Source organism: Dactylosporangium cerinum (genome assembly GCF_042653625.1).
Taxonomy (GTDB): domain Bacteria; phylum Actinomycetota; class Actinomycetes; order Mycobacteriales; family Micromonosporaceae; genus Dactylosporangium; species Dactylosporangium cerinum.
Genome location: NZ_JBHSIU010000024.1, coordinates 1 through 24249 on the forward strand (window position 1 = coordinate 1; position 24249 = coordinate 24249).

Genomic DNA, 24249 nt, shown 5'->3' on the forward strand with positions numbered 1-24249 from the left:
GGTCATATCAATTGGCACTGGCTTAACAAGCACCCTGTTGAGTTCTCAAACAACCAACACACACCGCGAAACCGCCTCTTTGTTGAGGCGCTCTCTTGGGGCCTTCAATACTGTAGAACGTTCCGGTCGATTTCGCAAAATCCGCGATTCTCAAGAGATTCGCTTGCATCGCCCGAACACAGCCGCGCTGACGCTCACCGGTTAGGTGAGTGAAGTTGCGGCTGGCCTCGCACACCGGCCGATGGTCGTTGAGCAACCCATCCGCCCGGCTCGTGCTGGCTGTGCAAACTTACTCGCCCCCAGCCGCACTGTCAACCACCGCCGAGCACCCGACGCATCGCCGCGACGATTTCCGCAGGTGGGAAGCGCGTTGCCGCCAACCGCTCGGCACCCGCGAGGGTGACCGACAGGCGATCAGCGGGCGTGGACCGGACGAGCGCGAGGAACCACGCCTCCAGCAATGTCCCGTCCGACGGCAGCGAAAGATCCACCGATGAGGGAGCAGGAACAGGGGACGATGTGGGCAGCGGCACACCCCCGGAGGCGTACAACCCGGGCAGCACTCCCACCCGGAAGGCGTGCACGCACGTCGGCACCCCGGTCCCGGTAGCAACGCGGTACCCCAGCGAAGGAGAGAACGGGATCGCCGGCGACGGTCGCGGCGCCACGTCGAACGCCCCGAGCGGCAGCCGCTGTCCGGGACATGCGACGCACGTCTCGTCCCGCAGCTCCTCAGGCGTGAGCACGGGAACGCGGCCGCCGCGGATCGAACAGCTCGATCGGGTGCGCGGTCGCTCCGGTCAACGCCAGATCCGCGAGAATCTCCCCCACCACCGGCACGAACTTGAACCCGTGCCCCGAGAAGCCGCACGCCACGGTCACCCGTTCGAGGCCGGGATGCCGTCCGATCGCGAAGTGCGTGTCGACGGTGTTGGTGTACATGCAGGTCTTCCCCCGCAGGAACCGGCCCGCCACACCGGGCACGCGGTCGGCCAGGTGCGCCGCCACGGCCGCGATCTCGTCGGGCCGGATCGACCGGTCGATCGTCGACGGCGTGGTCACCTCCCCGCCGCGGAAGAAGGCGACCTTCACCCCGCCGGACGGACCGTCCAGCGCGGGAAAGCCGTACGCCTGCGTGCCGGGCGGACCCTCCCAGATGAAGATCGGCTGGCGGTCCGGCAGGTACGCCTCGACCCCGCCGATCGGCTGGAAGAAAAACTGCACCTGCCGCTCGACCGAGAACTCGATGCCCAGGTCGGCGAGCAGCGAGGGCGCCCACGGCCCGGGACAGATCACCAGCTCGCCGGCGGAATACACACCCTGGGAGGTGCGGACCGAGACACCGCCGGATCCCACGGTCCACGACAGCACCGGTTCCTCGAACCGCAGCGCCGCGCCATGCGAAGAGGCCAGGTCGAGGTTCGCGCGCACCGTTTCCTCGGGGCGGACCAGTCCGGCCTTCCGCTCGTACAGGCCGATCTCGTGCGGCGCCGGGCGGAGGTTCGGGAACCGCCGGCGGATCTCGGTGGCGTCGAGCATCTCGTGCGGCAGGCCCCACTGCTCGGACGAGCGCCGGCTGCCCGCAACGGTGAGGCTGTCGGGCGCGCCGAGCATCAGGCCGCCGCACAGGTCCATCAGGTCTCGCCCGGAGTCCCGCTCCAGGGCCTCCCACAGCTCGTACGCCCGCAGCAGCAGCGGCACGTAGGCCGGGTCCTCGAAGTAGGACTGGCGGGTGATCCGCGACCCGCCGTGGCTGGCGCCCTGGTCGTGGGCGGGGCCGTGCCGGTCCAGACCGAGCACCCGCTGGCCGCGGGCGGCGAGATGGTAGGCCGCTGAGCTGCCCATCCCGCCGAGCCCGACCACGATCACGTCATAGGTTTCCACTGCTGGCAACTGTAGGGGCTACCGGCTGTAGAACTCCACGATGAGCTGCTCGTCGCAGATCACCGGCACCTCGCGGCGCAGCGGCAGCCGGATCAGCCGGGCGGTCAGCCCGGACACGTCGACGCTCAGGTACGGCGCGGTCCGCTCCCCGACGTGCGCGCCCGCGGCGGCGATCACGAACGGGGTCTTCTGCCGGCTGCGCTCCGCGACCTCGATGACGTCGCCCGGGCGCAGCCGCGCCGACGGCCGGTCGACCCGGCGGCCGTTGACGGTCAGGTGCTGGTGCGTGACGATCTGCCGCGCCTGGTAGATCGTCCGGGCGAAGCCCGCGCGCAGGACCAGCGCGTCGAGCCGGGTCTCCAGGTCGACGATCAGCTCCTCGCCCGTCTTGCCCGGCCGGCTCGCGGCCCGGTCGAAGGCATGCCGCAGCTGGCTCTCCCGCAGGTTGTACTGCGCCTTCAACCGCTGCTTCTCGAGCAGCCGCACCTTGTAGTCGCTGTGCTTCGGCCGGGCGCGGCCGTGCTGACCGGGCGGGAAGGGCCGCCGCTCGAAGTACTTGACGCATTTGGGGGTCAGCGGCATGCCGAGCGCCCGGGACAGCCGAACCTTCGGCCGAGACTGGTTCATTCGCTCCCTCTCTACTAAGGTAAGCCTAACCTTAGGAGGTCTGCATGCCCGGGATCAAGCTCCCCACCGCCGCGGAACGGCTCCGCACGCTGCTGACGGCGGCGTCGTCCCTGACGCTGCACATCCCCGGTCACCGTTGCGACCTCATCGGCCGCCACCACGTCGACGAGCACGGCCACGTGATCGTCGAACTGCCCGCCGGCAGTCCCGTCGCGCAACTGGTCGAGGCCGAACCCGACCTGGCCGCCGCCGTCGAGGTCACCGACATCGCGCCGACGCCGGTGCGGTCCGCCGGCGGCCGCATCCGCTCCCGGGCAACGTTCTCCGGCTGGCTGCAGCCGATCGGTGAGCACGACGGCGACCTGCGGGCGGTGCTCGAGCTCGCCTCGGCCACCCTGATCGACGGGATCCTCGGCGAGGTCGAGGTCGAGGCGGACGAGTTCGCCGCGGCCAGCCCCGACCCTCTCGCCAGGGAGGAGGCCGACCTGCTGTGCCACCTCACCGACGCGCACCCCGAGGCGATCGAGCACCTGTCCCGGCTGATCGCGCCGCACCACCTGCACGGCGTCCACCGCGTGGTGCCCGTCCGGATGGACCGCTTCGGCGTGGTGCTCCGGCTGGAGTTCGCCGGTCGACACCGCGACGTGCAGCTGCCGTTCAGTGCGCCGCTGCGCACCGCCGACGAGGCCGCGCCCCGCATGCACGAGCTCCTCGCACGGGCCCGCTGCTGCCAGCGCAACCACTCCGGACACTAGCCCCGGTACCATCTAGAGATTTACATCTCTGGATGGAGCGTGACATGCGACGGATGCTCGTCTGCGGTCTGGTGGCGGCGGCGATCCTGCTGCCCACCGCGACCGCCGAGGCCGCACCGGCCCTGTCGGCGTTGACAACGACGCCCGGCACCGCCTGGTGGAACGACGGAACACTGAGGGTCAGCCTCGACGACACGGTCCGCCCGGCCGTGGCCGCCGCGCTGACCAGGGCCGTCACCAGAACCGGCGGCACGGTCCTGCGCGAGCCGGGCACGAGGAGACCGCACATCGCCGGCGGCGACACCTTCAACGCCGGCGCCGTCGGCGGGCGCTGCCTGATCGCCTTCAACGCCAAGGCCGGCGCCACGTACTACTTCCTGACCGCGGCGCACTGCGTCCCGGTGGTCGGCGCCACCGTCTACGCGGGCACCGGGACCAGCACCGTCCTGGGCGTCGTCGCCGCGCGCGACACCACGTACGACTACGCCCTGGTGCGGTACACCAACACCACCATCGCCAAGCCCAGCGCCGTCGGCCTGCAGCCGATCAGCACGTTCGCCGCCGGGACTGTGGGACAGACCGTCCGCCGGGCCGGCCCGAACGGGATCAGGACCGGCACGATCACCGCGCTGAACGTGACCATCAACTACGCCGGCGGCACCGTGTACGGCATGATCCGCACCACCGTGTGCAGCGAACCCGGGGAAAGCGGCGGCCCGCTCTTCGCCGGGACCGCCGGCATCGGCATCAACTGGGGCGGCAGCGGCAACTGCGCCACCGGCGGCGCCAGCTACTACTCCTCGGTCCGCCGCGCCGCGACCTCCTACGGCGTCGCCCCCTACTGAAAGACCCCACGAAAAGACCCCACGAAAAGACCCACGAAAGACCCCACGGACACCAGTCGACCTGTGTCACGTTTGGAGGACAACGACACCGACGAATAGGGGAAAGCGGATGCAGCTCGGCGTCCAGTTGCCAACCTCCGGCGCCCTCGCGGGACCGGCGAACATCGCCCGGATCGCGAAAGAGGCCGAACAGCTCGGGTACCACTCCGTGTGGACCTACGAACGGCTGCTGCGGCCGATGGCCGAGATCTCGATGTTCGGCGCCCCACCGGCGCGGATCCCCGAGACCTACCGGATGACCTACGAGCCCCTGGAGACGCTGAGCTACGTCGCTGCCCTGACCAGCACCGTCAAGCTGGGCACCAGCGTCATCGACGCGCTGCTGCACCCGCCGATCGTCCTCGCCCGCCGCTTCGCCACCCTCGACCAGCTCAGCGGCGGGCGGGCGATCGCCGGGCTCGGGCAGGGCTGGATGCCGCAGGAGTTCGAGGCCGCCAACGTGCCGATGAAGCGCATGGGCGCCGGCATGGACGAGGTCGTCGAGGCGATGCGGGCCTGCTGGGGGCCGGACCCGGCGCAGTACCAGGGCCGCTTCTACCGCATCGAGGCTTCGGAGGTGAACCCGAAGCCGGTGCAGCAGCCGCTGCCGATCCTGTTCGGGTCCACGACCCCGGCCGGGATCGCGCGGGCCGCCCGGATCGCCGACGGGTTCAACCCGATCGCGTTCTCGGCCGAGCAGCTGACGGCGACGGTGGCGGAGTTCCGCCGGCTCGCCTCGGAGGCCGGGCGCGACGCCGCCGCGCTCAGCGTCGTCGCCCGCGCCAACGTGCCGCTGACCGACGACCCGCTCACCGAGAACAGGCCGTTTCTCGGCGGCGCGCCGGAGCAGATCGCCGAGGACATCGCCCGGCTCGAGGGCAGCGGCGTCGACACCGTGCTCATCGCCAGCATCCGGCAGGCCGACCTCGACCTGGAGCTGCGCCTCCTCGACCGACTCCAGGCCGCGGTGCACAAAACCGCCTGACGCTCAGCGCTCCAGCACGGGCACGAGCCGGGCCGGTGGTGTCGGCCGGCGGCTCCACTCCCTGGGGTAGCCGACCGACACCTCCTGGTGCCGCACCCCGTCCTGCCAGGTGGTGCGGGGGATGTGCAGGTGTCCGTAGACGACCTCGCGGGCCCGGAACCGGGTCGGCCAGCTCGCGGTCAGGTCGGTGCCGCACCACAGCGCGAACTCCGGGTATCGCAGCACGTCCGTGGGGTGCCGGACCAGGGGGAAGTGGTTGACCAGCACGGTCGGCAGGTCCCGCGCGGCGGCCTCGAGCCGCGGCTCGGTCAGCGCGACCCGGGCCCGGCACCAGGCGGCGCGCCCCGGGTGCGGGTCGAAGTGCAGCAGCACCTCGTCGGTGCCGACGATCCCGGCGGCCTGGGCCGTGGCCATGGCCTCCTCGGTGCTGGTCGAGCCGGCCGGCCACCACGAGTAGTCGTAGAGCACGAACAGCGGCGCCACGATCACCGGTCCGCCGGGCCCGTCCCAGATCTGGTACGGGTCCTCGGGGGTGACGACGCCGATGTTGCGGCACATCGCCACGAGCCGCTGATACCGTTCCTCGCCCCGCGACTGGTCCGGGTCGTCGCGGGTCGTCCACAGCTCGTGGTTGCCCGGCGCCCAGATCAGGTTGGCGAACCGCTCCCGCAGGGTCCGCAGTGCCCATTCGACGTCGGCGATCTTCTCGCCCACGTCGCCGGCCACGATCAGCCAGTCATCGTCGTGCGTCGGCTTGAGCCGATCGACGATCTCCCGGTTCTCTTGGTACGACACATGCAGATCACTGATCGCCAGCAGTCGTCCGGTCACGATTGGACCTTAACCGCTGACATCGTCCGCCGACGATCGAGCACGGCCGGCGGCGGGGCCGCTTCCGTGCGGCCCCGCTGTGGTGTGTCGCCGTTTCAGCCGACGGTCGGGATCGGCACCGCCGTGTCGGTCGGCACCGGTGCGGCGGTGTCGGTCGGGGCGGGCATCAGCGTGTCCGTCGGGACCGGCGCGGCCGTGTCGGTCGGGATCGGCACCGGGACGGTCGCGCACGACGGCGTGGCGCCGGGCACCGGTGTCGTGCCGTCGCCCGGCGTCGCGATCGGCGTGGCGCCGTTCATCCCGGGCGGGATGATGACCGCGGGTCCGGTGCCTGACGGCGCCACCCCGGTCGGGTCGGTCGGGCCAGGCACCACCGGCGTCGGCGTCTCCTCGGCCCTGGACAGGGCCGCCTGGCCGCTCGGGGCCACCGGGCCGGTCCACCACCCGGGCAGGCCGGGGTTCACGGTGCCGGGATCGATGGTCCCCGGGTCCACCGGCACGCCCGGGTCCGTGGGCAGGCCGGGATCCACCGTCGCGCCGGCGGTCGGGGTCGGGCTGCCGAACGGGCCGGCGGTCCCGCCGGGCACGGTCGGGCTGGCGCCGGCGCTGGAACCAGCGCTGGAACTGGCGCCGGGTGTCGGGTTGCCGAACGGGCCGGCGCTGCCACCCGGGTCCGTGGTGCACGGGTCCGAGAACGGCCCCGCGCTCGGGTCCGCCGGCACCACCGTGCTCGGGTCCATTCCGGGCGGGAGGGTCTCCGCCACCCGCGTCGTCGCGTCAGCCCCGGTCGTCGGCGCGCCGGCCGCCTGCACGATCCCGCCGGTCAGCGCGACGAGGAAACCTGCCGCCCCGACCGCGACCGGAATCCTGTACCGGCCGCCTTTCAGACGCTGCTGCCGTGTCTGAGCCATGTCGTAGAAACCCCCGTTGGTCTCGATGCACGTGACCTTCACTCTACGTATTTGACCAACTACACACAGCTCAAACGCGAAGATCCCACGCCCTTTTTCGTAGCTAAGTTACAAATAATGTGCCAACGATGACATGACCGTTGACCTGCAACTACTGATACTCATAGTTTTCACATCCTTGGATGGATGGAGGCTTTATGAGATCAATCAGAGGCGGGCGGGCGCTCGTTGCGGTCGCAATGCTGGTGGGGGCCGCCGCGGCACCCCTGGCGGGGTCCGCGCCGGCGCTCGCGGTCACGAACCCCGCCGGCTACGTCAACACCCTCGTCGGCACCAACGGCGGGGAGACCTTCCCGGGCGCCGACACGCCCTACGGGATGGTGCAGTGGAGCCCGGAGAACACGGCCGGCAACCAGACCCGGACCGTGCGGCCCGGCGGGTACGGGTACAACACCACCCGCACCCGCGGGTTCAGCCTGACCCACATGTCCGGCACGGGCTGCGCCGGCGGCTCCGGTGACATCCCCTTCATGCCGCACGTGGGCACGGTCGGCTCGTCGCCGTCCGCGGACACCACCGACGCCACCTACGCCAGCAGCTTCTCCCACAGCAACGAGACCGCCACCGCCGGCTACTACCGGGTGGGCCTCAACTCCGGGGTCAACGCCGAGCTGACCGCCACCACCCGCACCGGCGCGGGCCGGTTCACGTACCCGACCGGCAGCACCGCCACGATGCTGGTCCGCACGTCCAACTCCGAGGTCGGCAGCAGCGCCGCGACGGTGAACATCGACGCCGCCAACCGCACCATCAGCGGCTCGGTGACCAGCGGCAACTTCTGCGGCTACATCAACGCCGTCGGCCGCCGCAGCTACTACACGCTGCACTTCACCGCGGTGTTCGACAAGCCGTTCAGCAGCGTCGGCACCTGGCAGGACGGGACCCTGCGGGCCGGCACGACGTCCGCGTCGGGCGGCACGACCTACGGCACCGACGGCTGGCCCGTCGCCGGCCGGGGCTCCGGCGGCTACGTCACGTTCGACCTGAGCCAGGGCACCGCCGTGGGCGTGCGGGTCGGCATCTCGTATGTGAGCCAGGCCAACGCGCAGGCCAACCTCGCCGCGGAGAACCCGGCCGGGACGACCTTCGACACGGTGCGCCAGCGCGCCACCGACGCCTGGAACACCGAGCTCGGCCGCATCGACGTCAGCGGCGGCACCACCGCGCAGCTGCAGACGTTCTACACCGCGCTGTACCACGCGCTGCTGCACCCGAACGTCTTCAGCGACGTCAACGGCCAGTACGTCGGCATGGACCAGCAGGTGCACACGGCGGCGAGCGGGCACGCCCAGTACGCCAACTTCTCCGGCTGGGACGTGTACCGCGGGCAGGTCCAACTGGTGACGCTGCTGCGCCCGGACGTCGGCGCGGACATCGCCCAGTCGCTGCTCAACCAGGCCACCCAGAACGGCGGCGTCTGGGACCGCTGGACCCACAACCAGGGCGGCACCCACGTGATGACCGGCGACCCGGCGCACGCGGCGGTGCCGAGCATCTACGCGTTCGGCGGCACCGGCTTCGACGCGGCCGGCGCGCTCACCTCGATGGTCCACGCCGCCACCACCGTCACCGCGGCGGACCTGAGCCGCGACGGCTGGAACGTCATGGTCGTCGGCGAGCGGCCGTCGCTGGACAAGTGGCTGTCGATCAACTACATCCCCACCAACGGCAACGCCTGGGGCGGCGCCGGCGAGACCCTCGAGGTCTCCGTCGCCGACTTCGGCGTCTCGCAGCTGGCGAGCCGGCTCGGCAGCACCGCCACCGCGTCGCAGTTCCTGGCCCGGTCGCAGTACTGGAAGAACGTCTTCAACCCGGGCAACGGCGGCTACATCCAGGACCGCAACGACAACGGCACCTGGCCGTCGTTCAGCCCCGGCAGCGACAGCGGGTTCGCCGAGGGCAGCGCCGCCCAGTACACCTGGATGATCCCGCACAACGTCCGCGGCCTCTTCGACCGCATGGGCGGCAACGCCACCGCCGTCAACCGGCTCGACAGCTTCTTCCACAACAGCGACGGCAGCTGGGCGCTGACCGGCGCCGGCGGCACCAAGTCCGAGATGGACAACGAGCCGTCGATCTGGGTGCCGTGGCTCTACAACTTCGCCGGCCGCCCCGACAAGGCGCAGCAGACGATCCGCCAGACGCTCAACGCGCTGTGGGCGCCGACCCCGTCCGGCATCCCCGGCCAGGACGACCTCGGCGCGATGTCCGCCTGGTACGTGTGGTCCGCGATGGGCATCCACCCGCTCACCCCGGGCCGCTCGGAGCTGCTGGTGTCGGCGCCGCTCTTCCCGGGCGTCACCGTCAACCGCGGCAACGGCAAGACGATCAGCATCACCGCGCCGGGCGCCGCCACGTACGTGCAGAGCCTCACTGTCAACGGCACCGCGTCCAGCCGCGCCTGGCTGCCGGAGTCCTTCGTCGCCAACGGCGGGACCCTGGCCTTCACCGTCGGCACCACCGCCTCGTCCTGGGGCAGCGCCGCCGCCGACGCGCCGCCGTCGTTCGATGTCGCCACAACTGGAGGCAACCTGGCGCTGAACCGGCCCGCCACCGGCTCGGCCTCCTGCAACGCCAACGAGTCGCCGGCCAAGGCCGTCAACGGCAGCGTCTCCGGCGGCACCAGCGACAAGTTCTGCTCGACCGCGGCGACCAAGTATCTCCAGGTCGACCTCGGCAGCGCCAAGGCCCTCACGTCGGTGACGGTCCGCCACGCCGGCGCCGGCGGCGAGAGCACCTCATGGAACACCCGCGACTTCGACCTGCAGGTCTCCTCCGACGGCACCACCTGGAGCACGGTCGCGCAGGTCCGCGGCAACACGGCAAGCGTCTCGTCCCACACCTTCACCGCCACCGCCCGCTACGTCCGCATGAACGTCATCGCAGCCGAGCAGGGCTCCGGCGGCGCGACGCGTATCTACGAGTTCGAGGTGTACTGATGTTCCGGCCGGCCCCGCGATGCCGCGGGGCCGGCCCCTTATCCGTGCCTTAGCGCGATCTTTGGTCGGCCTTCTGCCGGTTGACCCGGCGGCAGTGATGGACGTAGTTTTCATCCACATCGATAACCGATGAAAATTCCGACCGCCAACGGAATGCTTCGGGAGGCTCCGCCATGCCCAGAATCCAGACTCCGCCACGCCCTGTGCTGGCCGCCGCCGCGCTGGTCCTCGGGACCACGCTCGGCGCGGTCGCGGTGACCGCCGCGACCACCGGCCCGGCCGGCGCGGCCGCGAACAGCTGCGGCACCGTGTTCGACGACTTCACCTACGCCTCGTCCGGCGACGCCGGGTTCACCGGCCACGGCTGGGTCCCGCGCGGCAACGCCGGCGGTCCCGGGGTCCCCGGCGCGACCTGGTCGCCGGCCCAGATCACCTTCCCCACCTCGGGCGGGCAGAAGGTGATGCAGCTGACCGCGTCCACGAACGGCACCGGCGCCGGCACCAGGCACGCCGAGGTGTACTCCGCGCAGAAGCGCTACTTCGAGGGCACCTACGCGAGCCGGATCCGGTTCACCGACACCCCGGCGTCCGGCAACGACGGCGACCACGTCAACGAGACGTTCTTCGCGATCAGCCCGCTCAACGGCGACCTCGACCCGACCTACAGCGAGCTGGACTTCTCCGAGTACCTGCCCAACGGCGGCTGGGGCGAGACCGGCCCGATCAACTACCAGACCAGCTGGTACACGTACCGCAACGAGCCGTGGCTCGCCGACAACACCCACTCCGAGCAGCGCCGCAGCTACGACGGCTGGCACGACCTGGTGGTCCAGGTGTCCGGCGGGCACGTCAAGTACCACATCGACGGCGTCCTGGTGGGCGATCACTCCGGCAAGTTCTACCCGCGGCAGACGATGACCGTGAACTGGAACCTGTGGTTCATCGACACCGCGACCCACACCGGCGGCACGTCCACCTACGTCCAGCAGGTCGACTGGTTCCTGTTCGCCCGCAACCAGGTCCTGTCGCCCGCCGCGGCGACCGCGCAGGTCGCGGCGTACCGCGCCGCGGGCAGCACCTTCACCGACACGTTCGACACCGCACCGCCGTGTGGCGGCACCGGTGCCGGCGCGATCATCGGCAACGGCAGCAACCGCTGCATCGACATCCCGGCCGCGAACGCGGTCGACGGCAACCGCCTGCAGATCTGGGACTGCAACGGCACCAACGCGCAGCAGTGGACGTTCAACGCTGACGGCTCGGTCGGCGCGATGGGCAAGTGCATGGACGTGTCCGGCGGCTCCACCGCCGACGGCGCGGTCGTGCAACTGTGGACCTGCAACGGCACCGGCGCCCAGAAGTTCACCCTGACCGCCGCCGGCGACCTGGTGAACACGCAGGCCAACAAGTGCGTCGACGTGCCGAACGCGGCCACCGCGAGCGGCTCGAAGCTGCAGATCTGGACCTGCAACGGCGGCAGCAACCAGAAGTGGCACCGCTGAGGACTATCTCCGGCGGGCGTGGGCCTGTTCCGCGCCCGCCGCGGTCCTGAACGGGGTCATCTCCCAGCGGCACGGGTCGTCGGCGAGCACGAGCGTGTTCCAGCCGCCGCCCATGCAGGACGGACCGCCGTGCAGATGCCCGATCAGCTCGTGCCAGAGATCCTGCTCCTCGTGCTTGAGCAGGTCCGTGGCGTCGAGGATCACGACGAACTGCCGCAGCGACGCCGCCCGGTCACCGATCGCCTCCAGCATGTCGTGCCAGCCGCGGCTCGCCGCATAGGGCAGTTGCAGCACGCCGCAGAGGTGCTCGACGGTGCGGGCGGCAGTCGTGCACGCGGCGCCCAGCACCACCCGCAGGTCGGCGTCCTCCACGTAGGCGGCCGTCTGCACCTCGTCGACGAACTCCTGGAACTCGTCGTGCGTCAGCTCGACGGCGACGAAGTGCCCGCGGGGCGGTGCCTCCATGCCCCTACCGTAGCCAGTCGTCTCGAGTTGGCCCTGTCCCGGTCCGCGCGGGGCGCCGAGCATGGGCTGCATGGACATCTCCGACGCGACGAACCTGCTGGCCCGCACCCCGTCCGCGGTCTCGGCACTCCTGCTCGACCTGCCGGAGGCGTGGCTGCACCGCGACGACGGGCCGGACACCTGGAGCGCGTACGCGATCGCCGGGCACATCCTGCACGGCGACGCGACGAACTGGCTGCCGCGTATCCAGCTGATCGTGGCGCACGGCACCGGGCGGACGTTCGAACCGTTCAACCGGGTGGCGATGCTGGACTGGTCGCGGGAGCCGGTGTCGTCGCTGCTGGACCGATTCCGCGAAACCCGGTCGCGCGTCCTGGAGGACCTCGACGCGCTCGGCCTCACTCCGGACGACCTGACGTCGACCGGCACCCACCCGGAATTCGGCACGGTCACCCTTTCGCAGGTCCTCGCTGCCTGGGTCGCCCACGACCTGACCCACCTGGCGCAGATCGGCGAGGTCCTGGCCGGCCGGTACCGCGACGAGGTCGGCCCCTACCGCCGCTACATGCCCGCCCTGGACCGCTTCGCCCCCGCCGAGTAGCAGTGCCCGGCCAGCCACCCGAGGACGCACGAAAAACGTCATACCCTTGCGGCATCATCGCCGCATGTTGCGTAGCGCCGATCGGGACCCGATCTATTTCGGTGAGCACTACCTGGTCTTCTTCCGTCCGCTCCGGGACGACCTTGTCAACTGTGCCGTGTATACGCGGTTCGTCGACTGGTCGGCGCGTAACCCGAAGTGGGAGAGATCCGCCAGGCAAGCGAGGTGAGCTACGCCGCGTTGCGGCAGCTGGTGCGAACCCACGGTGGCGGCGAGGCACGACGACCCGTCCGGGAGCGTGACGCGCTCGAGGAGGTCATGAACGAGGTCTGCGGCACTGCCGTGTCCGGCGAGATGATGCGGCGGTATCTCCCGGCCCTGCTCGAACCGATCGAGTGCGTGAAGGAGTTCGCCACTTTCGTTCCCACGTACAACCCTTCCGAAGACCTGGTGCACCGCACTGTCCCCACCCGCCGGCTCCGTGGCGCGGTGCTGAAACGGGACGGCCGCAGGTGCGCTGTGTGTGGACGGAGCCCGCGCCATCACCTGGATCTGGAACTGGAACTTCACCACGTGTTACCTCTCCGCGAGCAGGGCCCCACCGTGGCAGAGAATCTGCTGACTCTGTGCGGGGCCTGCCATGACGGCCTGGACCCCGACCACGATCCCTCGCTCCGGAAGATCGGTCAGCTTCCCGGCCCTATTGAGAAGTCGGACTTCGACATCGGCGGCATCACCAGCAACCTCGTCGACGGGATCGTCATCGATCGCAGCACGCTCGGCGTGAGCCGCCCCAGCATCCACCCCTCATGATCGGATGCCGCCGCCGCGAACTGATGCGCGGCGGCGGCCCACGCACTGGGCCGCGCGAAGCGCGAACGCTGTTGCCTGCAAGTGGCTTGCCCCAGCCTGCTCAATGCCGGCGCGGACGACGCGAACGGCGCGGGCCTCGTCCAAGGTGGCTCGGAACAGAACGAGGATGCGCTCGAAGAGCGGCAGCTCGGCGGGGTTCCTCAACCGGTGTCACGGCCGGTCGGGCCCTCGTGCACGAACCGCCGGCGCAGGACCTCGCCGCGGGCCGATGGGGTGCCCGCCTCCACGGCGTCCAGATCGCCGTCGGCCCCGGTCAACGCGCCCTACTCAAGCACGGAGGTACGACGAAGTCAGCCCACGTGGGCGAGGAGGCGGTCGAGGAAGGGGAGCTGCCCCTTGGTGAGCTTGGTCCTGGCCTCGTCGACGGGGACCCAGGCGATCCGGTCCAGTTCCGGGAACGAGCGCAGCACGCCGGAGCCCTTCGGGTATTCGATCTCGAAGGTGTTGCTGACGGCGGTGGACTCGTCGAACTGGCCCTCCAGGGTGAAGACGGTGACGAGCTTGCCACCGCTGAGCTTGACCTCGCCGAGGTCGGCCGGCTCGCCGGGTGGCGGGGGCGCGCCGAGCTCCTCGGTGAACTCGCGCAGCGCCGCGGCCCGGGCGTCCTCGTCGGGCTCGTGCTCGCCCTTGGGGATGGACCAGCCGCCGGCGTCCTTCCGGGACCAGAACGGGCCGCCCATGTGCCCGATGAGGACCTCGATCCCGTGGTCCGCGCGCCTGTACAGCAGGAGCCCCGCACTCAGCTTCGCCACCCCCCGATTCAAGCACGGGGGTACGACAAGAAACCGCGGGCTACGATCGGGCATGGCCTTGACCGCGGGGGACGTCGATCGGTTCGAGGTGGCCAGGCCGCGGTTGGAGGCCATCGCCTACCGGATGCTCGGGTCCGCGGCGGAGGCCGAGGACGCCGTGCAGGAGACGTTCCTGCGCTGGCAGGGCGCCGACCAGGAGCGCATCGAGGTGCTCGAGGCCTGGCTGACGAAGGTCCTCACCAACCTCTGCCTCAACCAGCTCACGTCGGCGAGGGCACGGCGCGAGGTGTACGTGGGGCAATGGCTGCCCGAACCCCTGCTCGCGGGGGACCCGATGCTCGGTCCGGCCGACACCGTGGAGCAGCGCGAATCGGTGTCCTACGCGGTGCTCACCCTGATGGAGCGGCTCACGCCGAACGAGCGGGCGGTCTACGTGCTCCGCGCCGCGTTCGACTACCCGCACCGCGAGATCGCCGGGATCCTCGACATCACCGAGGCCACCAGCCAGCAGATCTTCCACCGGGCCAAGCAGCACGTCGCGGAGGGCCGGGCGCGCACGGAGATCGACGAGGTCGCGGCGCGGCGGATCGTCGAGGAGTTCCTGGCGGCCGCGACCAGCGGGCGGACCGAGCCGCTCGTGCGGCTGCTCACCGGGGACGCCGTCTCGATCGGCGACGGCGGCGGGAAGGTGCCGGCGCGCGCGAAGGCGTTCGAGGGCGCGCTCGCGGTGGCGAAGTTCGTGCGGGGCCTGTTCCAGCCCGGCGAGGCGAAGCGCGCCGCCGCCGGCGGGTCGCCCGAGATCTACGCCACGACCGCCAACGGCGAGCCGGCCGTGGTGGCCGTCGTGGACGGGCGGGTCGTCGGGGTGATGTGCCTGGAGGTCACCGCCGGCGGCATCGCGGCGCTGCGGAACCAGGTCAACCCCGACAAGCTCGACCGCGCGACGGCGCAGTGGGCGGCGGGCACCCACGGGAAGCCACTGTTCCAAGCATTCGAGTGAGCTGCTTCACACCGCAACCCTGTCAGGAAACGGCGGGCCGCCCGGTTCAAGGGGCACACCGCGAGACAGGAGCAGGGACATGCAGCACCGCATCATCGTTCTGGGCGCCGGGTACGCCGGAGCCATCGCCGCCGGCCGGCTCGCCAAGCGGCTGCGCCGCGAGGACGTCGCCATCACCCTCGTCAACGCCGAGCCGGACTTCGTCGAACGGGTCCGCATGCACCAGCTGGCGACCGGCCAGGACCTCCGGCCCCGGCCGTTCAGCGCGATGTTCGCCGGCACCGGCGTCGAACTGCGCATCGCCAGGGTCACCGCCGTCGACGTGGCACGCCGTACCGTGACGCTCCAGGACGGGGAACTCGAGTACGACACGCTCGTCTACGCGCTCGGCAGCGGCTGGAACGCCCACGGTGTCCCCGGCACCGCCGAGCACGCGGACGAGATCGCCAGCCGGCCAGGAGCGCTCCGGCTGCGGGAGCGCCTGGCCCGCCTCGGCGCCGGGCAGCCGGTGGTCGTCGTCGGCGGTGGCCTCACCGGCATCGAGGCCGCGACCGAGATCGCCGAGGCCCGCCCGGACCTCGACGTCGCCCTCGTGGCGCACGACCGCCTCGGCGACTGGCTCTCCGACAAGGGCCGTGCCCACCTGCGGAAGGTCACCGACCGGCTCCGGATCACCGTGCACGAGCACACCACCGTCAGCGCCGTCGAGGCGGACGCCGTCGTCACCGCCGGCGGCCAGGTCGTCCCGGCCGCGGTCACGGTGTGGACCGCGGGCTTCGCCGTCCACCCGATCGCGCAGGCGACCGCCCTGGAGGTCACCGACACCGGCCGGATCGTCGTCGACGGCACCATGCGGTCGGTTTCGCATCCGGAGGTGTACGCCGTGGGCGACGCCGCCTTCGCCCTGGGCGCCGGGGGCAAGCCGCTGCGGATGTCGTGCGCCTCGGGCACGCCGATGGCGTGGCAGGCCGCCGACGCGATCGCGGCCCGCCTGACCGGCGGGAAGCTGCCGGACACGCCGCTGCGGTACTTCAACCAGTGCATCTCGCTGGGCCGCAAGGAGGGGCTGATCCAGTACGTGACGGCCGACGACCAGGCCGTGTCGGCGGTCCTCACCGGCCGGTTCGCCGCGGTCTACAAGGAGCTGATCTGCAAGGGTGCCGCCTGGGGCGTGGCCAACCCGATGCTCGGCCTGCCCACCCGCCGCCGCCCCGTCACAGCGGAACGGGCCACCGGGGTGCCGGCATGACCGGCGGCGCTAGGGCGTCAGCCAGCGGGCGAGCCCCATTCGCCGTACACCCCGGCCACATCCGGTAGCCGGCCTTGGAGGAGATGACGAGCTCGTCGCGGGGAAGCCCGCGCAGCACCCGGCCGCCGACCAGCTCGGCGTTGCCGGGTGGGTCGCCGTGGTTGTTGGCGAAGTCGAAATGGACGATGCCCAGCTCGAACGCCCTGACGAAGACCGCACGCGCGACGCTCTCGTCGCGGTAGCCGCCGAAGGTCTCCCAGGCACCCAGCGACAACGCCGGGAGCAGCAGGCCGCTGTGGCCGGGCCGTCGAGCGCAGCGCCCGGCAGCGCGGCTACCTGGTCATCGCCGGCAGCTCCGACGAGGACCCCGCCGACGAGCGGGAGCTCATCCGGTCACTGGTGGAGCGGCGCGTCGACGGGCTCATCGTGATGCCGGCCGGTGACGACCACCGCTACCTGCTGCCCGAGCTGCAGATGGGGATGCACGCGGTCTTCGCCGACCGCCCGCCCGGCAACATCGACGTCGACGCGGTCCTGCTCGACAACCACGGCGGCGCCTACGCCGGCACCGCGCACCTGCTCGGGCACGGCCACCGCAGGATCGCGTTCGTCGGGGACAGCCCGCACATCTACACCGCGCCCGAACGGCAGCGCGGCTACACCGACGCCCTCGCCGCGCACGGGTCGCCGTCGCACCACAGCTCGTCCGGGTCGGCAACCACGACGCCCCGGCCGCCGAGGCCACCGTCGCCGACCTGCTCGACGGCGCCGACCCGCCCACCGCGGTCTTCGCCGCGAACAACCGGATCTCCGTCGGCGCCCTGCGCGCCATCCACCGGCACGGCCGGCCGGTGGCACTGGTCGGCTTCGACGACGTCGAGCTCGCCGAGGTGTTCGCCACCCCGCTGAGCGTCGTCGCCCACAGCCCCGCCCTGATGGGCGCCGAGGCCAGCCGCCTGCTCTGGCACCGCCTGGACGGCGGGACCGGCCCGACGCAACGGGTGGTCCTGCCGACCGAGCTGATCGCACGGGGCTCGGGCGAGATCCCGCCCCCGGCGTAGCCATGGGAATTGGTCCTTTCGACCGGCACTGTTTCGGCCCTCGATAGCGAACCGATCGGCTCGTACGGTCAGCGCATGACGACGCTGACCGCTCCCCGGCTGCTCAGCCGCCCGCTGCTCCTGGTGTCCGCCGTTGACATCCTCGGCCTGGCCGCCTTCTACCTGCTCCTGCCGGTCGTCCCCGCGGCCGTCGCCGCCACCGGCGCCGGCGGGGTCGCCGCCGGACTGACCACCGGGGTGCTCATGGCCTCGACGGTCGCCGCGGAGCTGGCGCTGCCGCGGGTGGTGGCCCGGTTCGGATACCGCGCGGTGATCGCCGCCGGACTGCTCCTGCTCGGCCTGCCCGCCCTCGGCCTCACCGCAACGGCCGGCTACCCCGCGGTCCTCGCCGGCTGCGCACTGCGCGGCCTCGGCGTCGCGACGATCTTCGTGGCCTGCGGCGCGTGGTCGGCCCAACTGGTCCCGCCGGCCCGCCGCGGTGAGGGCCTCGGCCTGGTGGGCGTCCTCGCCGGTGCGCCGGCCGTGGTCGGCATGCCCGCCGGCCTGTGGCTCGCCGCCCACGCCGGCTACCCGGCCGTGTACGCCACCGGCGCCACCCTCGCCCTGGCCGGCCTGCTCATCCTGCCGCTGCTGCCCGGCGCCGACGGCCGCGCGCCCCACGACCGCACCACCACCGACGGGATGCACCACGCCCTGCGCGAACCGGCCCTGACCCGCCCCGCGGTCGTCTTCGGCGCGGCCGCCACGCTTGCCGGCATCGTCGCGACCTTCCTGCCTGCCGCCCTGCCCCACGCCGCCCCGACCGTCATCGCCGCCGCCCTGCTCCTCCAAGCTCTTGCCGGCACCGTCACCCGCTGGTGGGCCGGCCGGGTCGGCGACCGCCACGGCCCGCACCGCCTCCTCACGCCCGCGATGCTGACCACGGCAACCGGCCTGGCCGCCCTGGCCGTCACCACCCACCCGGCCACCGTCCTGGCCGCCGCCGTCACCTTCGGCGCCGGCTTCGGTGCCCTGCAGACCGCCAGCCTGGCCGTCATGCTGGCGTCCGCACCACCCTCCCGGTACAGCAGCATCACCGCGCTGTGGAGCGTCGCCTACGACGCGGGCCTGGGCCTCGGCGCCGCCGGCTTCGGCCTCCTGGCCACCACCACCGGCTACCCGACCGGCCTGGCGCTCACCGCCACCCTCGCCACCCTGACCCTCCTGACCCTGCGGGCAGGACCGCCGGCAGGTTGAGCAGCACGGCACGGTCAGGTGGTGCCCACCTGTGTGCAACTGTCACCGGCTACCTCACCTCAGCGTTCCCTGGCGTCCGGAGGCGGGTCGAGCCGCTGCCCGGTCTCCACATCAGCAACGCGTTCGTCACCTGCGGCGGGAGCTGCTTCCCTGACGGTGAGGTCGGCCCGGGGGCGCCAGCGGGTGGCGTCCAGCGCGCCGCTGTCGATGGTGCTCAGGATGAACAGGGCGGCATTGACGACCGCCGCCCCGCGACCGTCGTCGTTCGGCTCCTGCCCGTCCACAGCGGCGACACCCCGGACCATGATCCAGTCGATGCCGTCGTTGAACCAGGCGGTGTCACCCTCGTATGCGGCGATTTCGCCGGTAACCCGGTCATATAGCTGCTCGCGGTCCAAGCCTGTCGGTGCCGCCACAACGGTGCCGACAGTGACCCGTGCCCCCGCCGGCGGCTCCGCGGTGATGAAGCGGTCGAGCAGCAGCGTCGACGCGAGATGCCTGACCAGCTCGGCGATCGGATGCGCCGCGGCCCTCGAGGTGGGCACCGTCACCACGGCGCCCGCAAGGACGATGTCGCCGGGGCGCTGGCCCGGGCGCAGGCCGACGCAGGTGCCGGCGAGGACGAGAAAATCGGGGGCGACCTCCGCGATGACGCTCGCGGTCAACGGCTCGTCGTCGGTCGCCGCCGCTGGGACGTGCTGGATGAGCAGCGCGTTGACGCCGCCGATCGCGCCGAGGTCGAAGACGGTGCTGTGGCGCAGAAACACGCGGTTTGCCGGGCGGCCGGTGATCGAGCGCGCCGCGTCGACCGTGGCCTCACGTTCGGCGTTGGTGTCGACCAGCACCAGGACGGTGATCGGACGGGTCCGTTGCAGTCCGGCGCTTCTGCTCTGTGGCACGAGTGCGCCCCGCAGGTCGACCTCCCGTTGATGGGCGCGGACCTCCTGCTCGGCCTCATAGGTGATGGTGGCGCTCTGGGCACGCAGGCGGCGCTCGTACACCGAGCTCCGTCCGCCGATCTTGAGCGACAGCGGCATCAACTGGATGCCCAGGAACAGCAGCTGCAGCAGCCAGGGCAGCGAGCTGATCAGCCAGCTGGGCTGGCCCTGCAGGAAGGTGTTGAGGGCCGCGGTCTGCGTGATCAAGCCGTTGTCGGTGCGGATCGCGTCCGACTGCCGCCGGATCGCGAGGTCCTGCTCGCGGCGCAGGTCGGTGATCTGGTTCTGCAACGCGGCGTTTTTCACCCGGACGTCGGCGGCGATCTGGTCTCGGCGCGCTGTGGCCGCGTCCAGTTGACGCTGGAGGATCTCCGCGTACGGGCCCTTGCCGGGAATTCCGGTGCTGCCGGGGCCGGTGAGCTCGGTCTGCAGACGCTTCGCGGCCTCAGCGACCAGGGCGTCGGCAGCGCTGGTCATGGCGTCGTTGCGGTCGATCTGTTCCTGCAACTGTGCGACGCGTGGATCCGTCGCGTCGGTGGTGTCCCGGGCGATCTGGCTGATGCGCTGCTCCTGGGCCACCGCGACCTCGGCCCGGATCTCGTCGTGGAAGATCAGCAGCAGCGCGGACTCGGTCATGATGAGGGACGCGACGACCGCGATGAGGGTCCGCAGGACGTAGGCCGACCATCGCTGCCCGGTGCGCCTGACGGTGCCGTCGCTCGGCTCCGCCACGATCGACCGGTCGAGCAGGAACGTGATCGCGGCCCAGAACACGGCGAAGGGCACCGCTCCCCAGCTGGGGCCACCGAAGATCGCCGTCGCGGTCATCACGAACAGCAGCCCGGACACGATGGAGGTCACCAGCAGGAGCAGCCCGATGCCGGCGTAGCGGAAGTATTCGACGCGGGTCTCGATCAGGGCCGGGTCGCTGGCCGAGCACCACAGCAACAGCCTGCGCCCGAGCCCGAGCCGGGGCCGCCGGGGTGCCGCGATGTCGATCGTGGATGGACGGTTGGTCGGCGCGTGATCCATGCCCGCGGCTCCAGAGCCTGATGGTCGATCGTGGTCAACATCCGGCGGCCACAGCGGCCGGTCCGGCTGCTCGGCGAAGTACGTCGTGGTGAGCGCGGTCGGATCGGCCGTCATGACGAACTTCTCGACCGTGCCGGCCAGCGCGGTGACGTCGGCGTCGGCGCGGTCGGCCTGCAGCAGGCGCACGCCGTCGGCGAGCAGCCGCAGCCCCTCGGAGTAGATCGGGCCGCCCCACCGCATGGCGTCCTGGAAGCGCTGCAGTGCGTACGTGGCGGCGACGGCGGGGGGCACGCGGTCGCGGCGGGCGAACTCCATGCGCAGCCAGCCGTCGACGATCGCGGCGTCGGGCAGCCACGGCAACGCGTCCGCGAAGCGCGCCGACCATTGACCCAGCCGGTCGAAGTCGTTGGTGCGCAACAGTTGGTACGCCAGCGCCGCGGCGATCAGTGGCGGCGCCGCCTCGGGGTCGGCGAGGGTGTCGCACACCAGCGCGGCGTGGTCGAGCGCGCCGCGACGCAGGAACGCCATGATGCCGTCGGCGAGGTCGACGCCGGTGCTGAGCGCGACGGTCACCGCGTCGCCCTCGGCGAACAGGGCGACGTCGAGCAGCTCCTGCGGTCGTGCGGCGGCGAACCTCGATGCTGCCGTGCGGCTGCCCACCTGCACGAGGAGGCGTCCGTCGGGCGGGCGGAACCGCCAGTTCGCCTTCGCGGGAGAGGTCCACGACTCGTCGGGCTCCAGGTGCAGCGGCAGCCAGGCGCCGGTCCGGTCGGACTCCCGCCACAGCCGGACGTACGCGCCGGCCAGCGCGTCGTCGTGCGGCTCACCGACCGCGGCGACGCCCGGGTCCAGCAACGCGACGACCCGCTCCCAGGTGGGGCCGGGGGTCATCCGACCCAGGTCGAGCCGGACGTCGGCGACGTGTTGGTCGCCCACCTCGACGGTGGCGGTGAGCCGCTGACCCGACGGTAGATGCGCGATGACCGCATGGATGCCCGGGTCGACGTCGAGCTGCAGCCGGCCGCCCATGAGCATCGCGCGCGGCGGGCCGGCCGGTGCAAGCGCCTCGTCCAGGACCTCGATGACGGCCGGCACCTGCGCGGTGTCCCGCGGCCGGGCGCGGGCGAACTCGATCGTGATCTGGCCGGTCATGTGGGCTGCACCGGGATCAGCTGGTCAACCTTCGGCGGGTCGACGAAGAGCGGCTTGGGTTCGCTCTCGTAGTCGCCCTCCGGAAAGTTGGCCTCCACTCGGCAGAATCCCGCTGGCACCGCCTGGACGACCCACTGTTCGGCCGACCGCACCTCACGGACCCGGCTCGGGTGCTTGTCGTGGTGCCACGAGAGGTCGGCGCTGGCGGTGGCGGCCTCCGGTTCGCATCCGACGTGCAGGTCGGCCGTCGGCTCGACCACCTGGACCAGCCAGTCCTCGACGCCGGTGTTGAAGGGTAGGACCCGCTGTCCGTGCCGCGCCCCGACGATGCGCATCAGCTCGGACAGGCTGTAGGCCAGCGAGTTTGTGCTCACCCGCCACGCGTTGCGGTGCTGCCGGGCGCTGCCGCCACGCAGGCCGGCCAGCAGCGCCTGCGTGAGATACGACGGGGCGCGGTGGGGGCCGTGGGCCCGCTCGCCATTGCTGGCGGCATAGATGGTCAGGTCGGTCTCCCAGCGGACCGTTTGCCGGGTCTTCGGCACGGCCAGGGCCGGGACCCCGGCATCCGGGGATTCGATCACCGCCATCGGCATGGTCCGGCACGCGTCGACGACAAACAGTTGTGTCTTGGCCGCGTTGCGTTCGAACCCCTTGCGGGTCTTGGTCATGTTGAACGCCTGGGGCCAGGGGTTTGAACCCCGTTCGCCGAAGTCGGCGGGCAGCACGAGGGTGTCCACGGCCTGCAACCCGTGCCCGATGAAGACGAACAGCGCGACGTTGTCCGGGTGGCTGTCGCAGCGTAACCGCCAACCTTCGAAGGCGGTCACGATGGCGTTGTGCGTCGGTACCTCATAGTCGGCCGCCGGAAATTCCGGATCGTCCGTGGTGGGCGCCGGCGACACCAGCAGGTCGACGGAGCCGATGGGCAGTCTCCAGGTGATGCGCCCGTCGAGGATGGCCTCCACCCACGCCAGCGCCGACCGGGGTGGCGAGGTCAGCTGACCGGGATTGCCGAAATCGTGCAGGTCGGGCAGTTTCTTCTCGGCGCTGCCGCCGGACAGGAACGGGTAACCGCCGACGCCGATGATCAGTGCGTGCAGGGCCCCTGCCGTCGCGTCTGCGGTAGCCGACCCGTGGACGAGCGCCATGATCAACGTTCCAGGTATCTGGCGACGAGCTGGTAGAAGCTCGCGGTGCGAAAATACGCCGCATGGGCTGCGAGCAGCCCCCGCCCGGTCGAGTACGGGGTGTCCTTCGCCCCGTCGAAGATCTGGTCCGTGGCGAACGCCAGGGCATCATTGAGGTCGAGCACGTTCAGCCAGCGGACGGTCCGACCCGGCAGCCGCAGCCGCCCGGCCGGCGCCGACTGGTCCTCCTGCACCCGCAGCAGGCCGAGCTCCGCGAACAGGCCGACCTGGGAGCCGACCGTGACCAGCACGTCGACCTGCAGGTCCGGCCGGAAGTAGGACAGCACGTCATACACGATGTTGCCGCCCATGCTGTGCGCGACCACGATGAGCGGCTCACCGTCGCGGCGGGCGGCGCTGATCTCGTCGCCGACGATGCGTGGAATCGGACCTGGATCATCGGCCGTGCCGCGCTTGTTGACATAGGTCAGCACGTCCCCGAGGAACAGGGCCACCTTCTTGTGCATGGACGCGCGGGTCAGCTCCATGACGGCCCGACCGGTGAGCCGGCCGGCGACGTTGCGCAGCCGCATCAAACCCTCGCCGAGATCCGTGTACCAGTCGGCGCCACCGAACGACTCATCCGACCCGGCGGCCGGCGCAGCGGACACCTCGAGCCTGCGGATCAGCAGGCCGAGCGCTTCGTCATCGTCCTTGGCCGTGCGCAGCTCACCCGACGCATCCAGTACAGGGACCAGCTCGGTCACACGGAACGCCAGCTCGGCGAAGGCCTGCGCCGAGCGCTCGTCCCGCGCCACGCCGAGCCCGGTGAACGTCAGCAGCAGATCGGCAGCGTCAGCCGTCGACCTGCGGGCCACCTCGACCACGAGCCTGCTCGGATCGGCCACGGGCTCGACGAGATGCGCCGCCAGCGCCAGCTCGTCGGCGTCCTCGCCGCCGAAGTCCTCGACGAGCGTGGCCTGGTCAGGCAGCGACACATGGTCGTATCGAAACGTCGCGGCACGGCCGCCCCAGTACGGACTGAGCACGGAGGCCTTCGTCGAAATACCGGCCGCCGGGTGGACGTAGCGCTGGAAAAGCGCGTCGCGCGCGAACCTGTCGGACTGGTAGGCCCAATCGTCATCGCGGTTGGCCACCCCGTGGACGAAGACGATGGGCACCCTTACCTCCAGGTCCGGGCAGTCTGGGCATTGTCTGCCAACCCTAGGCGAGCAGCAGCGGAGCGCGGCATTTCCGACTGTCCGTAAAAGGCCGCCCGTTCGTCTCACGCGCCCGGTAAACCGGCTCGCTTCAATGTCCGAACGACGGCGAGCGCGCAGCGACACGCCGTTTCCCGGCCGACGCTTCTGTCGGAATGACGCCGC

Annotated in this window: 21 protein-coding genes and 3 pseudogenes; 13 read left to right on the forward strand and 11 right to left on the reverse strand. The window is 71.3% G+C overall.

Going from position 1 to position 24249, the window contains the following annotated elements; genetic code table 11:
* Window positions 1–205, forward strand: a 205-nt coding sequence (locus ACFPIJ_RS21730; protein WP_380117006.1) for a hypothetical protein, incomplete at its 5' end; no start/stop codon positions are given.
* 106 nt (window positions 206–311) lie between these two features.
* Here ACFPIJ_RS21730 and ACFPIJ_RS21735 read toward each other — a convergent pair.
* From ACFPIJ_RS21735 to rpsD, 3 genes are all read right to left on the reverse strand, one after another.
* The gene (locus ACFPIJ_RS21735) at window positions 312–491 is read right to left on the reverse strand and encodes a hypothetical protein (RefSeq protein WP_380117007.1); all 180 of its coding nucleotides are present in this window, start codon (window positions 489–491) and stop codon (window positions 312–314) included.
* A 241-nt stretch (window positions 492–732) separates the two neighbouring features.
* Window positions 733–1884, reverse strand: coding sequence for an N-methyl-L-tryptophan oxidase (solA, locus tag ACFPIJ_RS21740; RefSeq protein WP_380117008.1), 1152 nt, complete (start codon window positions 1882–1884; stop codon window positions 733–735).
* A gap of 18 nt (window positions 1885–1902) precedes the next feature.
* Window positions 1903–2511 carry a 30S ribosomal protein S4 gene (gene rpsD / locus ACFPIJ_RS21745; protein ID WP_203853835.1) on the reverse strand — a complete coding sequence of 203 codons (609 nt, stop codon included), beginning with the start codon at window positions 2509–2511 and terminating at the stop codon, window positions 1903–1905.
* Window positions 2512–2555: 44 nt separating this feature from the next.
* Between rpsD and ACFPIJ_RS21750 the strand changes: the two genes are divergently transcribed.
* The 3 genes from ACFPIJ_RS21750 to ACFPIJ_RS21760 all read left to right on the forward strand — a co-directional run bounded on the left by ACFPIJ_RS21750 (window position 2556) and on the right by ACFPIJ_RS21760 (window position 5135).
* Window positions 2556–3266, forward strand: a complete 711-nt coding sequence (locus ACFPIJ_RS21750) for a DUF2470 domain-containing protein (protein WP_380117009.1) — start codon at window positions 2556–2558, stop codon at window positions 3264–3266.
* A 44-nt stretch (window positions 3267–3310) separates the two neighbouring features.
* A complete protein-coding gene (locus tag ACFPIJ_RS21755) occupies window positions 3311–4111 on the forward strand; it encodes a S1 family peptidase (RefSeq protein WP_380117010.1) in 801 nt (266 codons plus the stop codon).
* Window positions 4112–4220: 109 nt separating this feature from the next.
* Window positions 4221–5135, forward strand: a complete 915-nt coding sequence (locus ACFPIJ_RS21760; protein WP_380117011.1) for a TIGR03619 family F420-dependent LLM class oxidoreductase — start codon at window positions 4221–4223, stop codon at window positions 5133–5135.
* Window positions 5136–5138: 3 nt separating this feature from the next.
* Here the strand turns inward: ACFPIJ_RS21760 and ACFPIJ_RS21765 are convergent, their stop codons facing one another.
* Both ACFPIJ_RS21765 and ACFPIJ_RS21770 read right to left on the reverse strand, forming a co-directional pair.
* The gene (locus ACFPIJ_RS21765; RefSeq protein WP_380117012.1) at window positions 5139–5966 is read right to left on the reverse strand and encodes a metallophosphoesterase family protein; all 828 of its coding nucleotides are present in this window, start codon (window positions 5964–5966) and stop codon (window positions 5139–5141) included.
* A 95-nt stretch (window positions 5967–6061) separates the two neighbouring features.
* Window positions 6062–6877 carry a hypothetical protein gene (locus ACFPIJ_RS21770; RefSeq protein WP_380117013.1) on the reverse strand — a complete coding sequence of 272 codons (816 nt, stop codon included), beginning with the start codon at window positions 6875–6877 and terminating at the stop codon, window positions 6062–6064.
* Between the two features lie 197 nt (window positions 6878–7074).
* Between ACFPIJ_RS21770 and ACFPIJ_RS21775 the strand changes: the two genes are divergently transcribed.
* Both ACFPIJ_RS21775 and ACFPIJ_RS21780 read left to right on the forward strand, forming a co-directional pair.
* Complete coding sequence (locus ACFPIJ_RS21775) at window positions 7075–9876, forward strand: GH92 family glycosyl hydrolase (protein WP_380117014.1); 2802 nt, start codon at window positions 7075–7077, stop codon at window positions 9874–9876.
* Window positions 9877–10049: 173 nt separating this feature from the next.
* Window positions 10050–11378 carry a ricin-type beta-trefoil lectin domain protein gene (locus ACFPIJ_RS21780; RefSeq protein WP_380117015.1) on the forward strand — a complete coding sequence of 443 codons (1329 nt, stop codon included), beginning with the start codon at window positions 10050–10052 and terminating at the stop codon, window positions 11376–11378.
* 3 nt (window positions 11379–11381) lie between these two features.
* On the opposite strand, the gene ACFPIJ_RS21785 is transcribed toward ACFPIJ_RS21780, so the two are convergent.
* The gene (locus ACFPIJ_RS21785; RefSeq protein ID WP_380117016.1) at window positions 11382–11843 is read right to left on the reverse strand and encodes a hypothetical protein; all 462 of its coding nucleotides are present in this window, start codon (window positions 11841–11843) and stop codon (window positions 11382–11384) included.
* A 70-nt stretch (window positions 11844–11913) separates the two neighbouring features.
* Between ACFPIJ_RS21785 and ACFPIJ_RS21790 the strand changes: the two genes are divergently transcribed.
* Together ACFPIJ_RS21790 and ACFPIJ_RS21795 are read left to right on the forward strand one after the other, a co-directional pair.
* Entirely contained in the window at window positions 11914–12444 is a 531-nt protein-coding gene (locus ACFPIJ_RS21790) for a DinB family protein (RefSeq protein ID WP_380117017.1), read from the forward strand.
* Between the two features lie 225 nt (window positions 12445–12669).
* Window positions 12670–13257 carry an HNH endonuclease gene (locus tag ACFPIJ_RS21795; RefSeq protein ID WP_380117018.1) on the forward strand — a complete coding sequence of 196 codons (588 nt, stop codon included), beginning with the start codon at window positions 12670–12672 and terminating at the stop codon, window positions 13255–13257.
* A 350-nt stretch (window positions 13258–13607) separates the two neighbouring features.
* Here the strand turns inward: ACFPIJ_RS21795 and ACFPIJ_RS21800 are convergent, their stop codons facing one another.
* Entirely contained in the window at window positions 13608–14069 is a 462-nt protein-coding gene (locus ACFPIJ_RS21800; protein ID WP_380117019.1) for an NUDIX hydrolase, read from the reverse strand.
* 52 nt (window positions 14070–14121) lie between these two features.
* Between ACFPIJ_RS21800 and sigJ the strand changes: the two genes are divergently transcribed.
* Complete coding sequence (gene sigJ / locus ACFPIJ_RS21805; protein WP_380117020.1) at window positions 14122–15069, forward strand: RNA polymerase sigma factor SigJ; 948 nt, start codon at window positions 14122–14124, stop codon at window positions 15067–15069.
* 79 nt (window positions 15070–15148) lie between these two features.
* Window positions 15149–16318, forward strand: a complete 1170-nt coding sequence (locus ACFPIJ_RS21810; protein ID WP_380117021.1) for an NAD(P)/FAD-dependent oxidoreductase — start codon at window positions 15149–15151, stop codon at window positions 16316–16318.
* Between the two features lie 29 nt (window positions 16319–16347).
* Here ACFPIJ_RS21810 and ACFPIJ_RS21815 read toward each other — a convergent pair.
* Window positions 16348–16628: pseudogene (locus ACFPIJ_RS21815) on the reverse strand (aldo/keto reductase); the annotation flags it as partial.
* A 32-nt stretch (window positions 16629–16660) separates the two neighbouring features.
* Between ACFPIJ_RS21815 and ACFPIJ_RS21820 the strand changes: the two are divergent.
* From ACFPIJ_RS21820 to ACFPIJ_RS21830, 3 genes and pseudogenes are all read left to right on the forward strand, one after another.
* Window positions 16661–16954 (forward strand): annotated as a pseudogene (locus ACFPIJ_RS21820) (substrate-binding domain-containing protein); the annotation flags it as partial.
* A 59-nt stretch (window positions 16955–17013) separates the two neighbouring features.
* Window positions 17014–17379 (forward strand): annotated as a pseudogene (locus ACFPIJ_RS21825) (substrate-binding domain-containing protein); the annotation flags it as partial.
* Window positions 17380–17454: 75 nt separating this feature from the next.
* Window positions 17455–18615: an MFS transporter gene (locus tag ACFPIJ_RS21830; RefSeq protein WP_380117022.1), complete on the forward strand. Its 1161-nt coding sequence runs from the start codon at window positions 17455–17457 to the stop codon at window positions 18613–18615.
* Between the two features lie 59 nt (window positions 18616–18674).
* On the opposite strand, the gene ACFPIJ_RS21835 is transcribed toward ACFPIJ_RS21830, so the two are convergent.
* Genes ACFPIJ_RS21835 through ACFPIJ_RS21845 form a run of 3 tightly spaced genes read right to left on the reverse strand, consistent with a single transcriptional unit; the run spans window position 18675 to window position 24210 of the window.
* The gene (locus tag ACFPIJ_RS21835) at window positions 18675–21737 is read right to left on the reverse strand and encodes a DUF4407 domain-containing protein (protein WP_380117023.1); all 3063 of its coding nucleotides are present in this window, start codon (window positions 21735–21737) and stop codon (window positions 18675–18677) included.
* Window positions 21734–22885 carry a caspase family protein gene (locus tag ACFPIJ_RS21840; RefSeq protein ID WP_380117024.1) on the reverse strand — a complete coding sequence of 384 codons (1152 nt, stop codon included), beginning with the start codon at window positions 22883–22885 and terminating at the stop codon, window positions 21734–21736. Before ACFPIJ_RS21840 ends, ACFPIJ_RS21835 begins: the two co-directional genes overlap by 4 nt.
* 2 nt (window positions 22886–22887) lie before the next feature.
* Window positions 22888–24210 carry a lipase family protein gene (locus ACFPIJ_RS21845; protein ID WP_380117025.1) on the reverse strand — a complete coding sequence of 441 codons (1323 nt, stop codon included), beginning with the start codon at window positions 24208–24210 and terminating at the stop codon, window positions 22888–22890.
* Window positions 24211–24249 lie beyond the last annotated feature (39 nt).